General features: G+C 34.5%; 14 protein-coding genes and 1 tRNA gene. 6 read left to right on the plus strand and 9 right to left on the minus strand.

From position 1 onward, the window contains the following. The first annotated feature begins 1085 nt into the window (after positions 1–1085). The gene (locus RINTHH_RS01835; RefSeq protein ID WP_008232231.1) at positions 1086–1538 is read left to right on the plus strand and encodes a phosphate-starvation-inducible PsiE family protein; all 453 of its coding nucleotides are present in this window, start codon (positions 1086–1088) and stop codon (positions 1536–1538) included. 1348 nt (positions 1539–2886) lie between these two features. Here the strand turns inward: RINTHH_RS01835 and RINTHH_RS01840 are convergent. The 3 genes from RINTHH_RS01840 to hisF all read right to left on the minus strand — a co-directional run bounded on the left by RINTHH_RS01840 (position 2887) and on the right by hisF (position 4115). Next, a tRNA-Ala gene (locus tag RINTHH_RS01840) sits at positions 2887–2959 on the minus strand. 89 nt (positions 2960–3048) lie between these two features. Next, positions 3049–3240, minus strand: a complete 192-nt coding sequence (locus RINTHH_RS01845; protein ID WP_008228016.1) for a hypothetical protein — start codon at positions 3238–3240, stop codon at positions 3049–3051. A gap of 101 nt (positions 3241–3341) precedes the next feature. Beyond that, positions 3342–4115 (minus strand): imidazole glycerol phosphate synthase subunit HisF, encoded by a 774-nt coding sequence (gene hisF / locus RINTHH_RS01850; RefSeq protein WP_044304393.1) that lies wholly within the window; start codon positions 4113–4115, stop codon positions 3342–3344. Positions 4116–4267: 152 nt separating this feature from the next. Between hisF and ruvB the strand changes: the two genes are divergently transcribed. Further along, positions 4268–5368, plus strand: a complete 1101-nt coding sequence (ruvB, locus tag RINTHH_RS01855) for a Holliday junction branch migration DNA helicase RuvB (RefSeq protein ID WP_044304394.1) — start codon at positions 4268–4270, stop codon at positions 5366–5368. Positions 5369–5374: 6 nt separating this feature from the next. Here the strand turns inward: ruvB and RINTHH_RS01860 are convergent, their stop codons facing one another. From RINTHH_RS01860 to RINTHH_RS01885, 6 genes are all read right to left on the minus strand, one after another. Then, positions 5375–6199 carry a type 1 glutamine amidotransferase gene (locus RINTHH_RS01860; RefSeq protein ID WP_008232234.1) on the minus strand — a complete coding sequence of 275 codons (825 nt, stop codon included), beginning with the start codon at positions 6197–6199 and terminating at the stop codon, positions 5375–5377. A gap of 2144 nt (positions 6200–8343) precedes the next feature. Next, positions 8344–9510 (minus strand): ABC transporter permease DevC, encoded by a 1167-nt coding sequence (devC, locus tag RINTHH_RS01865; RefSeq protein WP_008232235.1) that lies wholly within the window; start codon positions 9508–9510, stop codon positions 8344–8346. A gap of 623 nt (positions 9511–10133) precedes the next feature. Beyond that, the gene (locus RINTHH_RS01870) at positions 10134–12650 is read right to left on the minus strand and encodes a tetratricopeptide repeat protein (RefSeq protein ID WP_008232237.1); all 2517 of its coding nucleotides are present in this window, start codon (positions 12648–12650) and stop codon (positions 10134–10136) included. A 274-nt stretch (positions 12651–12924) separates the two neighbouring features. After that, positions 12925–14226 (minus strand): murein transglycosylase A, encoded by a 1302-nt coding sequence (gene mltA / locus RINTHH_RS01875; RefSeq protein ID WP_008232240.1) that lies wholly within the window; start codon positions 14224–14226, stop codon positions 12925–12927. Positions 14227–14908: 682 nt separating this feature from the next. Then, entirely contained in the window at positions 14909–15679 is a 771-nt protein-coding gene (locus RINTHH_RS01880; protein ID WP_008232242.1) for a hypothetical protein, read from the minus strand. 466 nt (positions 15680–16145) lie between these two features. Next, positions 16146–17045: a CoB--CoM heterodisulfide reductase iron-sulfur subunit B family protein gene (locus RINTHH_RS01885; protein WP_008232245.1), complete on the minus strand. Its 900-nt coding sequence runs from the start codon at positions 17043–17045 to the stop codon at positions 16146–16148. A gap of 296 nt (positions 17046–17341) precedes the next feature. On the opposite strand from RINTHH_RS01885, the gene acpP reads away from it, so the two are divergent. The 4 genes from acpP to tkt all read left to right on the plus strand — a co-directional run bounded on the left by acpP (position 17342) and on the right by tkt (position 21475). Next, positions 17342–17593 (plus strand): acyl carrier protein, encoded by a 252-nt coding sequence (acpP, locus tag RINTHH_RS01890; protein WP_044304395.1) that lies wholly within the window; start codon positions 17342–17344, stop codon positions 17591–17593. A 133-nt stretch (positions 17594–17726) separates the two neighbouring features. Next, the gene (fabF, locus tag RINTHH_RS01895; protein ID WP_008232248.1) at positions 17727–18977 is read left to right on the plus strand and encodes a beta-ketoacyl-ACP synthase II; all 1251 of its coding nucleotides are present in this window, start codon (positions 17727–17729) and stop codon (positions 18975–18977) included. A 242-nt stretch (positions 18978–19219) separates the two neighbouring features. Further along, positions 19220–19456, plus strand: coding sequence for a hypothetical protein (locus RINTHH_RS10945; RefSeq protein ID WP_196794869.1), 237 nt, complete (start codon positions 19220–19222; stop codon positions 19454–19456). A 6-nt stretch (positions 19457–19462) separates the two neighbouring features. Continuing rightward, positions 19463–21475 carry a transketolase gene (tkt, locus tag RINTHH_RS01900; RefSeq protein ID WP_008232250.1) on the plus strand — a complete coding sequence of 671 codons (2013 nt, stop codon included), beginning with the start codon at positions 19463–19465 and terminating at the stop codon, positions 21473–21475. The last annotated feature ends 1001 nt before the right edge of the window (positions 21476–22476 follow it).

Here is a 22476-nt window from a genome sequence, read left to right on the forward strand (position 1 = left end):
GATTGATAAAAGAGCAAAACTGACATATATAGTCTAATCATAAATATAGTTTTTATATCTTGCGGGGAAAATTTAAATAGCAGGGTTTACATAAAAAATTTCTACATTGAGAATGATATATATACTTCCATATCTGGCCTGATTATATTAGTAGTTATAACTTCATATTTATATTAATTAGATAATATAAATATGAAGTTATAAGGGTACTTTTAAGAAAAATTTAAGTAGTAAAATATTAAAGTTATAGTACTATATTGGATTATACAAAGGCTTTTGCTCTCTGTAATAATATTATAAATATAATACTAAGAAGAAAACTATTCACCGTATTTGATCTTTTATGGCACTGCACACCTAATTTATATTAGGTAATTGAGAAAGGTATTCTGTCGGTTGATAATTTATAAAACTAATTTAGAAGCATCAATAAAAATTTTACTTAGCAGATCGTTAAATGTTAACTTTGATGACAAGCTTTTCATGAACATGTAATTATTTTTTACTATTAAATTATACTTTTAGCTTGATCATAGAATATTGGTAATTAATCTTGGGCTATTCAGTAATTAGCAAAGGCATAGCATATGCTTTTATGTTTATATATTCTTGCTATAGCTTATATCATTCTAGGTTAGATAACTAGGTTAAATAGAATAATTTATTTTATAGTTAAATAAATCAATAACTATATTATTAGTGTATAACAACAGCTATATAGAGTATATCAAGCATTCAAGTTATTAAAATTAGCGTTGATTTTTTACTTGGAAAATAAGAGTTTTTATTAGTAAAGTTGCAATATTAACCTATTTATTTAAAGGTTAAATAACCTACAGTAAAAATATCTCTTATTAGCATGAAATTATCAGCCAATTTTATCTGAATATATCGACTATACTAAAAGTAATCGACTATACTAAAAGTAGCTGAAAAATATTTTTTTATGCTATCGTAATATATTTTTAGCTAATTACTTTATACTCATTTTAATGATAATTCTTATGGTATCATTGACTTGATAAGTCATTTTTACTATTAAAATTAAATATTTATTTAAAAAAGATAGGATTTTCTTGAAAATCATGAAAAAAATTGTTAATCGATTCAAAATAATCTTCCAACATGATGTTTTTCTAGGCTTGATTGAAAAGCTTGAAGTATTTGTTTCTAAAATACTTTCTATCGCTATGGTTGTTGTAATTGCCGTAGCTATCCTTGATCTGGGTGCACATTTAGTCAAGGAATTATTTACTACTGATTATGGTCAGTTTAAGACAGTTATCTTTAATATATTTGGTTTATTTTTAAATATACTTATTGCTTTAGAAATTCTTGAAAATATTACAGCATATCTTCGCAAGCAGGTACTTCAAGTAGAATTAGTTATAGTAACTTCTCTCATAGCTATTTCCCGAAAAATTATTATCCTCGACCTAAATAAAGTAGATGGAGTTGATATTATTGGCTTGGGAATTGGGGTATTAGCTTTATCAATCAGTTATTGGATTATTAGGGCTAGTAATACAAAAATCTAATTGAATATTAAAAATATAAATATAGGTATAGATTAACCTATAGATTGTTAATCTGATTATGTGGTTTATCTGCGTAAGTATTATTCAAGTTATTATCATAAGTTATCATTAGCGTATGGGTTTGCTTAACTGGAATGGTTTTATATTCCAGGAAGCTCATATCAGGGATAGATTGAATTAATATTCCAAAATATATCCGAGTTTTATGTCAAGGAAACCTACAAATCAAAGCTGAAAAGTATATTAGCTTGGATTATAATTCAGTCCCCATTAATAGTGATTGTGTGAAAATAGGTAATACCCATTATAATTTTATTGCTTATAGTTATGTTTTACATCACCAATTATTTTGAAACTACTCTTTATATTTTTCAGGTGTTATATGATGAAGACTTATTACTATTAAGGAGTTTATCTGATTAATTTATGTGACCAAGCTATCAAGTTAATGGTTAACTCTTCAAATTTATAATAGAATTACCATAATATGGTTTTCCCTATATGTGTTGATTGTCTTTCTACCTACCATTAGAGCATCTTCTTTTATTCTATTTATTTTCTTTTATTTTATTTATTTTAGTATTTACCCTAATACAGGGATTCAATTATGTATCATTATTTAAGTGCTTGCTTGACTTAAGTTCATCTATATTATTTTTGTGTTTCTATATATTCTTTTTATCAGAAAGAATATGAACATTAAGGTTTTTGCAAAAAACTATCTTATTTCAGATAGTAAATGTAGCATAGTAATGCTAAACGCGTGAGGATATCACCCTATATTGACCTCACTTTAATTCAAAATAATATTAATCTGTCAAGCATTTAATTCCTGAAGTTAAAATATATAGAATAGATAATATTGTTGCGAATATTTATATCATAAATTTAATGTTCTAAATTCTGTTATTAGGAGTGAGTCAAGTAAAGTATCATTAAGTACCCCCAAACACAGCAACAAGTGTACATGTAATCACGTAATTTATCAGAATAGTGTTTATTAAGGCACAAAAACAGCATAGTAGTATTTTACCGCTTGATAAAAATCCTAAAGCTCCTAAGTTAAAGGATGAGGCGAATAATTAAAATTTGGTTCAATAGTTTCAGTATACTAAAATACATTTCATCGATGATATGAGGCTTGGTAGTGTGTTATACATGGTTTCTCACCAATAAACCAAAAAAAATCAATATTTACTTAGTACTCATCGACCTCTTAGTATAGAAATTTTATACTTAATGGTAGTTTGCAATAAATTCTGTCATTTTTTGTATGCTCACAAAACTTTGTATATAAAATCAAACTACCCCATAGCACTATCATTAAATTTTATTCGATAATTTCCAATGGAGCTAAGCGGGTTTGAACCGCTGACCTCTGCAATGCCATTGCAGCGCTCTACCAACTGAGCTATAACCCCAAGAATTTCGCACCCAAGCTTAACCTAACAACACTTTTGTTGTCAATATTCATTTAGTATTTAAACCCTGTTAAGGTATTTAAACATTATTAAGAAACTCGCATTAAGTACTTCATGCAATGACCCATTAAGAAGTAAACAACCATCATTGCAACAGCAGCTATAGCTACCAGTATACCCGCCAACATAAATGAAAACTCCTTATGCTCGTAAGCTTTCTCCATTAGATGGAGCGACCAAGCTACTAAAGCCACATCTATAAATAACAGTGGTACTAACATAGACTAATTAATAAAACGTAAAGCTTCTTTACTGATATTAACATCGTTTTCCGTAGCTGTCCTAAACCATGAGACTCCTGGTTCGGAACCTTAATGTCAGCTTAAGAAATGGGCCTAATTCGCAACTGTTTATCGCTCAGATACTTTTTAATTTCAGCTATAGTGATTTGTCCATAATGTAGCAAAGAAGCAAGTAAAGCAGCGTCAGCTTTACCAGTAATTAGGACTTCATAGATGTGTTGACAGTTACCAGCACCACCGGAGGCAATAACAGGGATATCTACTAACTGGGCGATTGCTTCAGTTAGTCCTATATCATAACCTGTTTGAGTACCATCAGTGTCCATACTTGTAACCAATAATTCTCCTGCCCCCCGTTTTTCAACTTCTTGTGCCCATTGAAGGGCATTTATGCCTGTATTCTCTTTCCCTCCTCGTACATAAACATCCCAACAATTTTGTTCAGGATACTTTCTGCGTTTAGCATCAATGGCAATAACCATAGATTGGCTCCCAAAACGATCACTAGCTCGATCAATTAAATCTGGGTTGTATACTGCTGCAGAGTTAATACTAACCTTGTCTGCTCCGGCACGTAATAAATCTTTAATATTTTCTAAGGATTTAATACCACCACCAACAGTAAGGGGAATAAAAACCTGTTCGGCTGTACGGTAGACTACATCAATAATAGTGTTGCGTTCCTCATCGGTGGCCGTAATGTCTAAAAATACCAACTCATCTGCCCCGGCGTTATTGTAAGCTTTAGCCAGCTCAACAGGATCACCAGCATCCCTAATGCCAGTGAAGTTAACTCCTTTTACAACTCTTCCTGCTTTTACATCTAAGCAAGGTAAGATTCTCTTAGCTAGCATAATAATTTTTCCACTCCTAAACTATCCCCGGAATTTAAATTTTAAATGTGCAAGCTCACTCTAGAAATAAAATTTTTGCATCCGTGTTCTTTCTTATAATGTGCACGGTTTGCCATTTACCAAAATCATTTTGCAATCCAACAGTTGGAACCATGGCAATCATATCCTCAAAATACCAGCCCCAAGAACCTAGTAAAAAGCCACAAGAGCAACAGGAAGGGATAAAGAGAGTTCAGATTGACAATGTTTTATCTCCACAAACTGGGAGTGAGGAACAGGGAAAACTAGAGAATTGTATTCGTCCCCAGAAGTTTATTGACTATATTGGGCAAGAGGATTTAAAGGATGTATTAGAAATTGCCATTAAAGCTGCTAGGTCTCGTAAGGATGTATTAGATCATTTGCTACTCTATGGACCTCCAGGCCTGGGCAAAACTACTATGGCAATGATTTTAGCCTCTGAGATGGAGGTAAACTATCAAATTACCAGTGCTCCCGCATTAGAACGTCCCAGGGACATTATAGGATTATTAGTCAACCTCAAATGGGGTGATATTATCTTCATCGATGAAATCCATCGTCTCTCCCGAATGACTGAAGAAATTTTATACCCAGCGATGGAAGATTATCGTTTAGATATTACTACTGGCAAGGGGTCAAGCACTAGGGTGCGGAGTATACCCTTGGCAAAATTCACATTGGTGGGGGCAACTACTAAAGTAGGAGCGATAAATTCCCCGTTACGTGACCGTTTTGGTTTAGTACAGAAGTTGCGATTCTATGAAGTAAATGAATTGAGTAAAATTGTATTACGAACCGCTCAATTGCTGAAAAGCCCACTATCAGAAGATGGGGCGATAGAAATTGCTCGTCGTTCTCGTGGTACACCAAGGATTGCAAATAGGCTACTTAGAAGAGTACGTGATTATGCAGAAGTTAAATTATTAGGGGAGATAAACCAAGATGTTGCGGCAGAGGCATTACAATTATTCCAGGTAGATCCTTGTGGTTTAGATTGGACGGACAGAAGAATGTTAAGTGTGATAATTGAACAGTTTAATGGCGGACCTGTGGGTTTAGAAACAATTGCTGCTGCCACAAGTGAAGATACACAAACCATTGAGGAAGTTTATGAGCCTTATCTAATGCAAATTGGGTATTTGGGTCGAACTTCTAGAGGCCGCATAGCAACTACTGCAGCATACCAACATTTGGGTTTTAAACCACCAAATGAGCAAATGTTATTATTATAATTAGCTTTATTTCTTATCAAGCACTACAGGAGTTGATAAATTTATACCCAACCGTTCTAACATTACTTGCCTTCCCTTCATTGCCAAACTGTCATTTAAAGTTGATAAAGATATAGGCTGTTCATATTTTAATCGTAATGCAGTTTGAATTAGCCAGTCAGCCACAAAAGGATTTTTAGATAATAGGGGACCATGGGAATAAGTAGCGATTGAATTTCTGTAAAATGCCCCTTCTGTACCGTCTTTTCCATTATTACCCACACCATATACTACTTTTCCTAGAGCTTCTGTTGTACCTAATTTGGTAAGCCCTCCATGATTTTCAAATCCTACCAGATAAGGTGTTGCGCCACCCAGCATTTCCTTGAAATCCTCAGATAATAGAGTAGCAGTAACCTCCACAACTAAATTACCAATACATCTTTGAGTATTTTTCCCAGGATGCACAGACACCAAATCTAAAATCCCTAATCCTTGAATTCTTTGTCCAATAACAGGCTCATAATAATGCCCTAAAATTTGGGGGGAACCACAGGTAAATATTCCAGGAGTCCCATTTTCAATTTTAGATCTGAGTGCATCAGCTTTTTTGCCCTGTAAATCCTGCATGACAATACCCTGCTGACGGTCTTGCGCACCACCACCAACAATCAGATCTGCCCTACAGATATCAGCAGCAGTTGCGTTCTGATCTAAGGGAATGATGTTAACCTTATAACCCCGCCACAAACTGCGCTTCTCAATAAGAATAACATTTCCTCGGTCACCATAAGTACTCATTAACTGAGGATATAACCAACCAATATTTAATTCTAATTCTTGATTATTCATGAAAGTTCTTTCTACTTCCTATCATGTTTGTAATACCTCATGCATATCCAAAACAAATGTTAATATAATTCGTTGGGGCTTAGGGTGAAAAAACTAGTCTGACAATAAGTTATTTGCTTTGTGCTACTTGCTGTTCATCATACTTTCTACTTCACAACATATTTTCATTATAACTAGAGACAAAAGCCTCAATATTTTTAGTTTTACCACATCCTCACTTACGGTAATTCCGATAAATTTTTATAAAAAATGAGACCAAAGCCAATGGATAGGATGGCTTATTATCTCTTTAGTCTTCCAGTCCCAATCCTATCTCCAATAATTTCTTGATTTATTGTATGGTGAGTATTATGGAAAATTGCTGGCATGGTCTGTTTCTTTTCCACATCTATTAATTGAGAGTATACTTTGTTATAATTTATCTGTATTAAGCTAAAAATATTATAGAGTGAGAGCAACTAAATCATTTTTTATAACAGCTATTTGTATTTTTTTCAATTTCATAAAGCGAAAATCAAGCCCAAAAACTGTAATATTTATTGTGGAATCACGGTGTAATAATACAGTTATTAAGAATAATAGGAGAATACCAAATTTAATGATTTTGAGATAAAAATCCCAAATATAGCATAGACTAATAATTTAGCTAAAAGTGGTTAATATATCCTGTGACTAAAAAAAAATAATGGTAAAGTGAGACAACATTCATAAATTTAGTATAGTTATATGAATAATAATCTTACTATTTGATAATCTAATATGCTTCTATACTAAGATATAAAATTAAGAATATGAGATTAAGTTAAATAAATCCCTGGATAAATATTTGTATTTATATCATATTTCAAAATTTAATCATTATTCGAAGTATAGCTTTTTTAAGCTATGTTTAATTAAATTAGTAATATAGATAATTCTAGTATATAAAATGGTCGGTTGGTATAGGAATTTAGAGTTTTAATTAAATAATTTTATAAAATTATTATTAATAATGTTAAATTCTTCTCTAGCATATCAATTTTTATAAAAAAACACTGACTTTTTCTATTTAAAAGTGAGTAAATATCTTTTAAAACTCAACAGTAATATATTAAGCTACAGGAGTCTAGTTCGGAGAAAGAAAGAATTGGAGAGAGTTACTAGAAAATGATTATACAAATTTGAAGATATCGTAGTAAATATATACTTGATCATATAGATTTCAATTTAAATAGATTTAGGGCTTTTGAAATATAAAGACCATGAATAAGACTAAGAGTAAAAGAATAAAAAACTAAATTTGATTTAATTGAGTCAATTTTGTAATATTGCCTTTGCTCGAGTTAAAGATTATAGTGCGATGAGTATGAGTAGATTTTTATCTTCAATTGAATAGAGAAATATGAAGATTATTTGATGCTCACAGTAACTATAGATAGTTGGAATTTTGACTAATAGCTGATAAAAATAAAATAAGCTACACACATATAATGGGGTTGTGAGATTTTAGCATAAATTATGATTTATAGTACAAAAGAGCAAACCTAATATAAGTAACAAAACTCAAAGACTAAAATTATCTCCCTGAAAACTATATAAAAATTTAAGTTACACAAAAAAATTATCAAATAAGGCTATATTACTAATATTTTATAGTAGTATTTTCTAATTTTATCCCTTCTATATTCTAGAACTGCTCAATTTTGCTACGTTTGACTTGTGTTGTTATCTTTAGTACAATCTGATACCTGTAGTTGAAAATAATTGGTTCTTTGAGTCATTGTTGTAAGATTATTATGATTGTAGGTTTATGGTTTAAGCTAATCCAATTCATGCTATCAAGGGTTATAGTAATTGCGTTAGTAAGAATTAAAACACAAGTACCAAACCAAATGATTTGTTGCAAAATTGTCTTGTAGGGGATTGACTTTCAATTCTAGGGAGAGAATAAGTCTAACTACATTACTTAATGATGTATAACTCTGTATATATTACGTAAGAAATAAGCCCATCAAAAAAACAAAATCTTACCTAAATAGCCTTTATACCTTCCTTACGAGATGGAATAGGAAGTATATGGGAGAGGGAGTGATTCACCAAATCCCATCTTTCTGAGCCGCCTGGAATACGCTAAGTAAAAGTCTGCTTTTCTACTGTGTCCTCATTCAGAGTAAATCTGCAGGGTTAGCTGAATGTAATTTTCCCATAGCAATTACTCCTGAAATAAAACACATGAGCGATGTTAAAACCAATACTATTAACGCACGTTCTACAGTCATATAAATTGGTAGCATGGTAGCAACCGCAGTTATTTGATAAAGCCCTATGGTAAGTATAAACCCTGGTATATAGCCCAAAACTGCTAAGAATAAGGCCTCTTGAGATAAAATCCCTAGTAGAAGACTATTACTATATCCAATTGCCTTTAAGGTGACATACTCAGTTAAGTGGGCAGAAATATCTGAGTATAGTATTTGATAGACAATTACAATTCCTACTATAAGGGAAACTAAAACCCCCAAACTAAAAATAAATCCAATGGGAGTAGTCTGTGACCAATACCTTTCTTCCATCTCTATAAAGGCTTTTTTAGTCAGAATCATCACGTCTGCTGGCAAGCTATCTCTAAGACTATGTGCAATTAACTCTACATTTGTATTTGGTTTTAGCTGAACTAAACCTACTTCTATTTTATCTAAATTCCGATATGGAAATAAACTTAGGAAAGTAGAATCGCTAGTAATTACATTTCCATAAGCAGCAAAAGAAACTCCCAAGGCAAACAAACCACTTACTCTAACTGTAGTATTATTTAACTCAGCTTCTACTACACCTTGTTTCTGAAATGAAGATGTGATCGGGCCAAATTCTGGTAGGGAAGTACGGTCAAATAAAATATGATTAATACTTTGTAATTTGTGTAAATTCCTACTTACTTCCGGAAATAAAAATGTGCGATTTGCTGGGTTAACTCCAAATGTCAGAATTCTTTGACTGCGTTTAGTTTCAGGATTTGTCCAAGTTCCTAGAGAAACATGAAGTGGAGTTACAGATTCTACGCCTGCAAATCCTCTTGCTTGATACAATCTCTGACGGGGAAAACTTTGAACATAATATAAAGTTTCAAAATGGGCATTAACTATAAATAAATCCGCATGTAAATTCCGATGGGGGGAAGTGGAACTTTCAAATAAGGCACTTTCAAAACCAACATTAGCAAAAACTAAAATATCTGCAAAAGCAATACCTGCTAAGGCTACTAGGAGACGGACTTTCTCCTTCATTAATTGTTGCCATATCAGTGGGATTTTACGCAGCCATTTCCGTAACATTTAACAAGAGACTCCTATGACTGGTTATAAAATATCAATAGAGGTCAGATTTACGGTAATAGAGGTTGGAATAAATAGATATTTATTCCAACTAGTTTTCAGATTTGGGCGATCTGACTACATTTATATAATTAGCAATCAATATGTTTTCAATAAAAAAATAATGCTTGAGATGCTCCATTTAACACAAACATATCATTCCTATTGCAAATGGATAAATGAATGACATCTAGAAATTTGGATTGGTATTTGAATTATGATAAATCACTTTGATTGTTAGCTTCCATACAGTTTTAAGCACTCATTTTTATCGTGAACTAATCTATTAACTTACTAAATCGTTATTTATTAAATCAAATCTTTTAACTTATAAATGATAAATTAGTTACTAATTAATGAAAGCTTCACCCACTATACAAATTTGTTTTGATCACTAAAATAGTTTTGAAAAATCAACCTTATATACATACAAGAGTATTATGAATCTTTAAAATAATAGTTATTAAACTGCTCCAAACACTGATTTTTTATTCCTATAGACATCTATACTAGATTAGTAATTGATTATTAGTTTTTCATATATCTCGAGAATATATAATAAGTAATTAATCTAAATGTAATCTTTATTCTAAAATCAACTTTTGAAAAATAGGTTCATTGGAAATATCATCAAAGTCAATATCAGTTTTTGCTTGTTCTTGATACTTAGGGTTTAAATTAATAGCTTGCTGCAAATTTTTGATGGCTAAATCAATCTCATGTTGGAGAGAATAACAAACTGCTTTATTATAAAAAGCACTGGAATAATCGGGTTTAATTTCTAAAGCTTGATCAAAGGAAACTATTGCATCCTCATCATAACCTAACATTACTAACACATAGCCACGACGATTCCATGCCTTATAGGCTGTGGGTTTGAGTTTCACGACTTCATCAAAAGAAATAATCGCTTGCTCATATTCTCCCAATTCCTCTAGTGCCATAGCCCTATTGAGCCATGCGGTAGCATCATCTGACTTATATTGTATAGCCTTATCAAAGGATTGGAATGCCTCTTTATGATGACGTAAGTTACCGAATGCCACCCCCAAATCGCACCAAGCCTGATAGTAATCCGGTTTAATTTTAATGGCCTGATGATAGGCTACAATAGCTTTTTTATATTGCTTTAGCTTACCTAGAGTGATACCTTTATATAACCAAAGTATGGGATTATCTGATTGGACTTTGATAGCTTTTTCATAAATTGTAATCGCTTCTTCATACTGTTTTTTACCTAAAAGTAACTCCCCTTGCTTAAGATAATTATTGACTTCCGATGCATTACTCAATTCATTTTTACTGTAATTTGTAGGTATTATTTCTGGATCGGATGTATTCGCAGACTTGAGGTTATCTTCTTCAGAGATTATAGCAGGCATCTCAGATGTATCCTCCAATGCAATTTTTAGCCCACATTCTTTGTTATCAACCAGAGCATCATTTTCATCTCTCTTCTCAAATAAAGAATCATTTTCAATATTTGTTGATATAGTTTTTTTACTAACTTGTACTAGTATTTGCTCTCTATATTCTTCCACATGATTTTGCCATTCTTTAAATTGTGAAACAAAACCTGCTTCGATTTTTTCCATTCTTTTGACTATTTTTACTTTCTGTGACTGAATGTATAATTTTAATTCTGAGAACTGCGATTGAAACTCAGAGCTAGATTTCTCTAAATCATCAATAATATATTCTTTCTTTATCTGGGCTTCTGCCAATAATTTTTGCATCTCCACAGATAGCTCTGGTTGCAATTTCTCTAAACTGTTGATAACTCTTTGTTTTTCCTGTAGCGCATCTGTACTCAAGTCAATCAACTGGGATTTAGCTTTTGCAAAAGACTCTGATAAATCATCTAATTCTTGCTGTTGTCTGCTTTCTAATTTTTGACGTAATCCTAACAATTGAGAATTAAGGTCTGGTGTTAACCCCTTAATTTGTGTTATTACAACTTGTTGTTCCAATTCTACTTCTTGTCGTAAGTTTGCTAGATTAGATGTAAATTCAACTACAGATTGTAGTAAATCACCCAATATTTTTTCCTGTTGCTGTTCTAACTCTAATTTCAATTCTGATAATTGGTTTGCGAATGCTGGTTTCAATTCCATCAATTCTTCTAGTACATTCTGCTTTTCATTTTGAGTCTCACTATATAAGGCTTCTAACTGTGATTTTATCTGGTCATTAAATTGGGGAAAAAATGTTGATAATTGCTTCTCCTTTTTTTGTGCACTTAACTTTAATTCTGATAGTTCTGCTATAAATTCTACTTGTAACTGTACTAATCTTTCCAAAATATTTTGCTTCTCAGATTGCACCTCCACATAAATATTAGAAAATTGATTGATTAATTCTTGATTTGATGAGTTTATATCTTCCCAAAGTTGCTGACACTGTTGCTTACAATTCATTTGTAAGTCAGATATATGCTGTTGTGTATCTGTTAATAATTGAGCAGAATTTTCAACTACACTATCTTTTTGTTGCTCTATATGTAAATAGAAATTCTCAACATGATTACCTACTTCTAATTCCAAATTGGCTATTTCTGTGTCTGTTTCCTTCGCCTGTGCTTCCAATTCAAGCAATAACTTTTTCTGCGCATCTATAACATCAGAACTAACTACAGCTAAATTTTCCTTTTCTCTGTTGATCTGATGCTGTAATGTTCCTATTTGTGTGGTTAACTCGCTAGTAATATTATTTGCTCGTCTAATACTTTTTTCCGCAGTATCCTTAACCATAGTTAACTGGGATTGTAAATCTTCTAAATCCTGGATTTGTTTAATTGCTCTGTCAACTATTTCCCTAATCACAGCTCGTCGCAAAAACCAAAATAGACCCACTAGTGTGATGGGAAATAAGGTTACAACAACTAGACTTAAACCCAGTAAAACCCTTGTACTGGAAAAAGTACGCTCTACTTCCGACTTAACTTTTGACTGAATTTGTAAATCCATGGACAGCTCTGCCGGTAATGCTTCTGCAGATTTAAGAGAATGATTAGAAAAACCACTAATAGAAAGCAGCAAAGAAGAGAACACCACAGTGACTTGTAGTACTAAGGTGTTAATGAATTGATGCTTTCTTTTCATAACATTCATTCCTAACCACTGGTTGTTTTGAGCATTAGCCTGTACACTTTCAATTTAGCAAAACAGAATAAATTTGCCGCATGGATTAAACGTAAATTTTGCCATTGGGTAACTATGTTAATCATACCAGTTGCTCTAAAGATATTATGGAGATGAATTTTATCTCTTTAGAGGTAACAGCAAAATTTATCAATGCTCCAATCAACTAGGAAGAAAGCATTTTGAGCTGATAACATGCTCCCTACTTACACACATTAGTTCTTATTTACATAAATTACCTTTTTAAAATCAAGTAGTACAGATGACCATTACCACCAGTAATTCCAGCACGTCTACCAGCTAAATTACCATTACCCATAAAGTAATCTACTCGACCTGGAGTCTTAATTGCACTACCAGTGTCTTGATCTAGAACAAAACGACTTACACGTCTAGTTTCCAGATTGCCATGACTTGTAGGATAAGGGAAAAAAGCATTGATTATTGCTAATGCTCCTGGAGGCATGAGAGATTTATCTGTGGCAATAGAACGTTCTGGAGTTACAGGTACACCAATATTGCCATGGGGAAGTCTGCCATTAGTTTCTTTAAAAAAGATAAAACGTTTCCAACGGGGAAAATAATTGTTCATTTCCTTAGGATTGCTTTTAAAGAAAGAAATTACATTGGGTAGTGCCAACTTGTTTAAGGGTAGTTTGCCATCTTTTGCCAATTCTCTACTAATACTGGTCCAAGGATAATCTGTACCACCAGCATAACCCACAGAGGTTTTTGTCCCATCGTTTAAATTCAAAGTGGCAGAACCTTGAATATGAACCATATAAGCATCTAGACGATCACGTAACCAAAATAACTCTAAACCACTTAAACAACTTTTTTTACCTAATAAGGCATCCTCACCTTCTAACTCTACCCTACTAGGATGGGGTGTGGTCCATTGGTCAAAGTTTTTTGGTAGTCTATACAGGGGATATTTATATTCAGTAGTACGTATCCTGCTGGCTTCATATACTGGGGAGTAATAAGCAGTAAATTTGACAGTACCCTTACCGTCGTTACCTACTGACTGATAAACATCAAATTCTTGGCGTACAGCATCCTGTAATTGAGCTGCCGATCTGGAGTTGACTACCAACTGACGAAAGCGCACCAAACTACGAATAACTTGGTCACGTGTAATTGTTTCTACTGGATAATTGTTATACGCCTGAGTAGCTGTGGGCGTTTTCAAATAGTTCAGACTATGATCTATCGCATTTACTAAAGACCAACGATCACCCACTTCGCCTCCACTTTTACTCCTCTGGAAAATCTGATAATCCCAACCCAGACAGGCCTGACGTGGCTGACAATTTGGGTTTAATGTTAATAATTTGAGTGGGGGAAATATCTTAACTACTTTCGGCTCCACTGGTGGTATTAACTGGGGTTTAGCCGCAGTTAATACAGGAGACTTCTGGATAACCCATGTTAACACTAAAAAAACAGGCTGGGTTATCATCATAAACAAACAAAAAGATAGTAAACTAAGTTTTTTTTCATATCTTATGTGAGTTTTTATACATGAGAGATACATTAGGGATAAACATTAATAATATTCGGATGGATAAAATCCTAGGTTAATAAACTATCAAATACTCTCCCTAAATCCTTTTAAGGAGTACACTAACAACCTAATCATAAGTTCACTTTGGAAGTGAGGTGCCAGTATAATTTATATTATTTAAAGTCTCTCATTATGAGGGAGATGTATATTTCCCTCATAACTGTACTATTATTTAAATATTAGTTTACCAACTGCTGCTTAAACTCATAAATGTACGGGTGAAATAACTACTATACAAATACCCAGACTATTTTTAATAAAATTACTTTGGATTAAAAAGAGCAAGTTTCTGACTAATATAGAGGAAAGTTTACGTGTTTTCTATAGTACAGTACTTGTTTTCAGATAAGCATATTCCTATAATAATTCATAATTTTGCTAACCTATTAAAAATAGTTACTATAGTTTTTTATAAATTAAGTTCATTGCCCAATACAATTGTAGAAATTATAAGAAGTCTATATATATAGACTTCTTATATCGTAGAAAACACCAAATAAAAAGCGTTAGTTTAATATACCAAATATTCTATAAAATTTTATGCGTGGATATTAAAACTGCAAGTGATTTTAAGTGAGTTTCTTTAAAGCCTAAAAAATCTCTAGCCATAATTTATGCAATGCCAACCCTTATCTTTATCCTGAATTACTAATTAAATGAATAATTTAAACCGTACAAGTTGATTTTCAATTGTTTGGGTTAAGGCTTTTGATAATTCTTTGGCGCTCTGGAAGCGGATAACTTGTGAAGATTTCCATTCAAAGGGATACTCACCATTCAATTCCAACCGCTCCATTTGTGCTAGGACTATTTGCTCTGTACGCTTACTCTCAATGGCATAACCTATTTCTACACAAACATGAGGGCTAGGAATCAAAGTAACATTTTTTTGTTGCTGAATTTTAGTAATAGGTGTGGTGTCAGCAATAAATAATAAACTTCTGCGAATTTTCCTCATCATAGTTGATGATAAACGCAAAGCATCTTCCTTAGGACGATAGGATTCTACAAATGTTAAAGGCCAACGTGATCGCTCGTTCAATTTATTTATACTTGTTTGCAATTCCTTCCGAAGAGAATCACTAGCTTCTGCATACTCCAATTGGGAAGAAAAAAATATTGTTGGTTCTAACTGTGCTAATAGTGTTTGCTTAGTGAAATAAATCTCATGGCTGATTAAGTCAAGGTTAGCTACGCAATAACTACCACTACCCTCAACATAAAACTCGATATCTTCACCCTCCAAGTAACGTCTAAACCAGGTGGATTGTTTTACCTCTTTACTATCTTCTAAAAAGTCCGCTCGTAATCCTGACTTCAATAAACTTTTCTTACTGATTCGAAGATCTGGGGGACGCTTCTCTAACTCCTTAATTGGCTCATATTTCTGTAAATACCATGTCCTGAGAGCAATGATTGACATAAGATAGTGCTCAAATTATCTCATATTAGTTAACTTATGATGAGTCTACGCCCAGATGTTGTTTATACGACAGCAACATCCAGGCTTTACTAGCTAAATTGTTCCCTCTTAGAGTTATACTTTAGCCAATAATGTAATCTAAATCAACTTTACAGAATAAATAGCAGTAACACTAAGATTTTCCTCTGAACTCTGAAATGAGATGACTAATAACCCCAGAGAGTAAGTATTACTTTCTACCTACAAGACAAAAAAGTAAGCTGAACAGTACCTCATAACTCTCAAATGGAACCAAATTTACCACCATATTTGTTTACAGGTGAAGTGTTGTTAGTTGCCATTTTTTGAAATACTATTCTCGATTGCTTCTCGTAATACTTATAACCAGGTGAAGTCAGCTCCCATCGTTGATTTCTACTCTTTATTTGCACAAATTGAAATACATAGTTATCATGTTCAAACCCTATTACACTTTTGACAGTACTGGGTTTGTGGAGACAACATGTTTATTTAATCCTAATGCTTGAGGGTTAATTCCCATGGCAAGAGCAATTAATTGGGGTAAGTGTAGTATTGGCAATTCCAACTGTTGGCCAATAACTTGTGAGATTTCCGGTTGACGAGAGTCAAGATTTAGGTGGCAGAGAGGGCAGGGAGTAACAATACAATCAGCACCGGCTGCTATTGCCTCTTGGATATGCATGCCAGCCATCTGAAAAGACTCGGTCGTAGCATAACTGGAAAGAGGCCAACCACAGCATTTAGTTCTTCCTTCGTAATAAATAGGAGTAGCACCGACAGCCCGAAATATATCTTCCATGGCTTCTGGATAGAATATATTTTTTTCCGAAACAGATTTTTGCCCCCGAAGTAAGTAACAGCCATAGAAGGCAGCACATTTAAGACCCGTTAATTTCTTGCTGACTTTCTGTTGAATTGCCTCCAAACTATAATCTTGGACCAATGCATACAACAAATGTTTAACGTCTGTCTTTCCTCGATAAGGTAAACAACCTTCTTCTTGTAGCAAGTTATTTACCTTTTTCAAATATTCAGGTTGTTGATTTTGGGCAGATTTTAGCCGCTCATCTACATGACCAATAACGCCTTGGCAGGTACTACAATGGGTCAGTAAAGGCAAGTTTAACGCTTCTGCCAAAGCAATATTGCGAGCATTTACTGTATCTTCTAGTAGTTGGGAATCCTCTTTGAAAGTTCCAGATCCACAGCAAGAAGCTTTTTTAAGTTCTATCAGTTCGATATCTAAAGCTTGAGCCAAGGAAACAGTTGACATGTGAAGTTCTCCACAAGCACCCTGGGCAACGCAACCAGGGAAATAGGCATACTTTAGTTTTGGGGATTGCATATGATTAAAACTACGACATGACATTTACTAGCATATTTGCATATACATTAACTTATTTACTGTCCATTAATCTGTTGCTGGAGGGCAAAGCAGACAAAATTTTCCTCTTTCACCTTGATACTTGACGTTGTATGGTTGAGATTGGCCATTTCTAAATAAGAATGGGTGAAAAATTTTATTGGAGAAAATTTATTGACTATGTACGGACGATCCCCCTTGACGATAAGATGTATATGCTCAGAACCATATCACTCTTAAAAAGCCAATAATAGCAACTGGTTGAGGTATTTTAATTTATGAGCCAAGAAGACATTTTAAATAAGGTACAAAGCATCGTCTCCGAACAATTGAGTGTTGATGCCGCAGAAGTAAAGCCAGATGCTAACTTCGCTAATGATCTGGGAGCCGATTCCTTAGATACAGTTGAACTAGTAATGGCTTTGGAAGAAGAATTTGATATCGAAATTCCTGATGAGGATGCAGAAAAAATTACCACTGTGCAACAAGCTGTGGATTATATCAATCACAAGGTCGCTGCATCAGCTTAAAAGTGAATTTAGGACTGGGATTGGGAAATATGTATGAGCTTTTCTATACATCCATATCCTAGTTCCAAAACCTTAAGTTTCTGTTTTGTTTTGCTTTGCTTTGCTTGCATCTAAAGCCACCATTAATTGAGTCATGACAGATTTCAAACGTAAACGCGTTGTTGTAACTGGTGTTGGCGCGATTACGCCTATTGGTAATACACCAACAGAATATTGGGAAGGATTAATCAGTGGGCGCAATGGAATTGGTGAAATTACCAGATTCGACGCCTCCAAACATGCCTGCCGAATTGCAGGCGAGGTAAAAAAATTCGATCCCTGTGACTATATGGATCGAAAAGAAGCCAAACGGATGGATCGCTTTTCCCAATTTGGTGTATCAGCAGCAAAACAGGCTTTGGCGGATGCACAATTAGTAATTGATGACTTAAATGCCGAACACATTGGTGTAATCATCGGCTCTGGTGTCGGTGGTATTAAGGTCATGGAAGACCAACAGGCAGTTTATCTTCACCGTGGACCAGATCGTTGTAGTCCTTTTATGATTCCCATGATGATTGCTAATATGGCAGCTGGGTTAACAGCAATTCATACAGGAGCAAAAGGGCCTAATTCCTGTGTTGTTACAGCTTGTGCTGCGGGCTCTAATGCCATTGGTGATGCTTTTCGCATTATCCAGGGGGGATATGCCCAAGCAGTAATTTGTGGTGGGTGTGAAGCTGCAATTACACCCTTATCTGTAGCGGGTTTTGCTGCAGCACGAGCTCTTTCCTTCCGTAATGATGATCCAACCCATGCCTGCCGTCCTTTCGATGTAGATCGTGATGGTTTTGTCATGGGGGAAGGATCGGGAATTTTAATTCTGGAAGATTTAGATTACGCTCTAAGTAGGGGTGCAAGGATTTATGGGGAAATAGTTGGTTATGCCATAACCTGTGATGCTTATCACATTACATCTCCTGTACCCGGTGGATTGGGAGCTGCCAGGGCAATGAGTTTAGCATTGAAAGACGGGAGAATATCTCCAGAGCAGGTCAGTTATATAAATGCTCATGGTACTAGTACCCCAGCCAATGACTCTACAGAAACGGCAGCAATTAAAAAGGTATTGAAAAAACAAGCTTATAAAGTAGCGATAAGCTCTACTAAGTCAATGACTGGTCATTTATTAGGTGGTTCTGGAGGAATTGAAGCAGTGGCCACTATACTGGCAATTGCTAATGATAGAATTCCACCAACCATAAACTTGGAAAATCCTGATCCTAAGTGTGATTTAGATTATGTGTCGAATAATAGCCGTACCCAGGTAGTTAATGTGGCAATGTCTAATTCTTTTGGTTTTGGTGGTCATAATGTCACTCTGGTATTCAAAAAATATATCTAGTGCAAGCAGTAAAATGATTAAAAAGAAGAAGATCGGAGGTAAGAAAAAATATATTTCAGTGTTCCCACTTTATAGCTGCTTCAACCCACTTGTACTAGATAAAAAAGATTAAAGATAATAAGGTAAAGGGAAGAAAATCTGAATATCAAATCAAAAATACATCGGAAATATTATCTATATCACCCCGACTATTGCCTTACTCTCCACCTTTTTCAATACAATTGGTAACTCAAAATTTAGTGTTGAGTATACTAAATTCTGGTAAATTAAAAGTATTTGCTGCTGTTACTTCATTGAATTTATTTAGGGAAACATACAATAGTAGCCAACTGGTGAACATCCAAAATTCGGATTTTCACTGCTTGCAGGGCAACAAGTACCAGTGGGATGATGAGAGGTGGGGAAAATCTATAAAATCACCCCACCCCAACAACAAAAGCTCAAAGAGTGCTAATAACCTGTCGTTACAAACAATCTGATTGATTATGGCTGTTGCAACCCAATCCCTTGAAGAATTGTGTATTAATTCAATTCGTTTTTTGGCAGTCGATGCCGTAGAAAAAGCAAAATCTGGTCATCCAGGATTACCAATGGGCGCAGCACCAATGGCATTTGTGCTGTGGGATAGGTTCATGCGGTTTAACCCCAAAAACCCAAAGTGGTTTAATCGTGATCGCTTTGTCCTATCTGCAGGGCATGGCTGTATGTTACAGTATGCCCTGCTCTACCTGACTGGTTATGACAGTGTAACCATAGAAGATATTAAGCAATTTCGCCAATGGGGCTCTAAAACTCCAGGGCACCCGGAAAATTTTGAGACAGAAGGTGTAGAAGTCACTACCGGACCCTTAGGGCAAGGTGTTGCGAATGGGGTAGGCTTGGCAATGGCTGAAGCACACCTGGCAGCTAAGTTTAATAGACCAGATATCACAATAGTTGACCACTATACTTATGTGATTTTAGGTGATGGTTGCAACATGGAAGGTGTAGCAGCTGAAGCTTGCTCTTTGGCAGGACATCTGGGATTAGGTAAGCTAATTGCTCTTTACGATGATAATCATATTTCCATTGATGGTTCCACTGATATTGCCTTCACTGAAAATGTAAGTGGGCGATTTGAATCTTATGGTTGGCATGTACTGCATGTTGAAAATGGTAATGCCGATTTGGATGCAATCTCTAAAGCTATTGAAAGTGCCAAGTCTGTTACTGATAAGCCTACTATGATTAAGGTGACAACTACCATTGGTTATGGTGCTCCTAATAAGCAAAACACTGCTGGAATTCATGGTGCAGCTTTAGGTGCTGATGAAGTGGCAGCCACCCGTAGTAACTTAGGTTGGGAATATGAGCCTTTCCATCTACCTCAAGATGCTGTAAATCATATGCGGAAGGCAGTTGAGCGTGGTGCAGTATTAGAAACAGAATGGGATAAACTGTTTGCTGACTACAGCAAACAGTACCCTCAAGAAGCAGCAGAATTCAAGCGTTATGTTAGCGGAAAGTTACCTGATGGTTGGGAGAAGGTATTAACCTCCTACACTGCAGAAGACAAAGGACTAGCCACCCGCAAATATTCTGAAGCTTGCTTAAACAAATTAGCCCCCATCTTGCCTGAGTTGATAGGTGGTTCTGCTGATTTAACCCACTCTAATCTAACTGAGATTAAGGGCTTTGGGAACTTTCAGAAAGGGCAATACCAAAATCGTAATGTCCACTTTGGCGTACGAGAACATGGTATGGGTGCAATATGTAATGGCATGGCACTCCATGGTTCAGGGCTAATTCCCTATGGTGCAACATTCTTAATTTTTACTGATTACATGCGGGCTGCTATTCGTTTATCTGCCCTTTCCCAAACAGGTACTATTTGGGTGATGACTCATGATTCAATCGGGCAAGGGGAAGATGGTCCTACCCATCAACCTATAGAAACACTAGCTTCACTAAGGGCAATTCCTAACCTAACAGTGATTCGTCCTGCAGATGGCACTGAATGTTCTGGGGCCTACAAGGTTGCGATAAATAGATCAAAACAAAATTCACCTACTTTACTAGCATTGTCCCGTCAAGCTCTTCCTAACTTGACTCCCACTTCTATTGAAGGGGTAACGAAGGGTGCATACACAGTTGTAGATTGTCAAGGAGTACCTGAACTAATTTTTATTGGTACTGGTTCTGAGTTGAATCTCTGCGTGGCTGCAGCTGAGAAGCTTCTAGGGGAAGGGAAGAAAGTGCGTGTGGTTTCTATGCCTTCTTGGGAGCTTTTTGAGGAGCAGGACGGGGCTTATAAGGAGTTTATATTACCTAAAGTTGTTACTAAACGTTTATCAGTAGAAGCAGGTGCAAGCTTTGGCTGGCACAAGTATGTTGGCACTGAAGGTGATACAGTAAGTATCGACCAGTTTGGTGCTTCTGCCCCCGGTGTTTTTTGCATGGAGAAATTTGGTTTTAGCATTGATAATATATTGGCTAAAGCTAAGGCTTTATTAGATTAAAACTAATTTTCGTTGGACTTTAGCAGTAAACGTGGTCAATTTATCAATTAGGAAAAGGATGATTGGCTTTTTGGGTGAGCTTTGAGTTCACCTTTTTTATCAACTGAGTACTGAATGAATTCCTCACTTGGGCCCTGATTGATATCAATAAATTAAGCTAACAAGACTATAGTATTTCCCTCGATTAACAAAGCTTTCATAAACTACATATCATTGACCCGCTTTACTTTAATCTACTCAGATCAAATGACTGGCGAGTATATCTTTACTATTTGCTATAGTAAATTTTTTTGTTTTTATAGGCACTTAAGAAGTCACTTCTAAGATATAGATCAAAATATCTTTTGATTTATAAATTGTAGATTTGAGCAGGAAATACATCAAATATAAAATTTTTTGTATAAAATTATTATTTATGGGTATTGCATAGCAGGATCTTGTATCCTCTTCTGAAAACCATATTGTTTTTGAATAGTAGTGTTATAAGTTTTACTGATGTCAGGGAATCGGAGAAATTTTTATGGAGACTAATAACTTCTTAAAATGACTTCATAAGCTCTAGGAAAATTATTATATCACTTAAAATCATACTGGTTAGATAGTGGTTTAAGCCCAAGATTTTTCACGATAGATCTTCATTGATGAATCTTTACTAATAGATTTTAAGTAGTTTTGGGTAATACACAGCTCTTGATTTCTCTTGCTCGAAAAAATGCTAGTCAAGTATATTTTTGATTTACTTGATGATATCAGCTATTAATCTGTAGCTATGAGTTATTATTTTTTAGATAATAACTTTTTTTAATTCTCTATTTTAGAGCTTTATTACCAGATTGTTTTATAAAAAGAATAAGATATAGTGAAATTAAAAAACATAAAAATCTGGAATTTGATTTCAATAGCTAAAGCTTGAGGAATATGTCTTATACTATAGCACATAGTTAAAATACAGCCAAAGATATTTTCCACTTCCTTTTATATTAATTCATTTTTATAAGTTT

Origin of the sequence: Richelia intracellularis HH01, from assembly GCF_000350105.1 — a bacterium.
GTDB lineage: Bacteria > Cyanobacteriota > Cyanobacteriia > Cyanobacteriales > Nostocaceae > Richelia > Richelia intracellularis.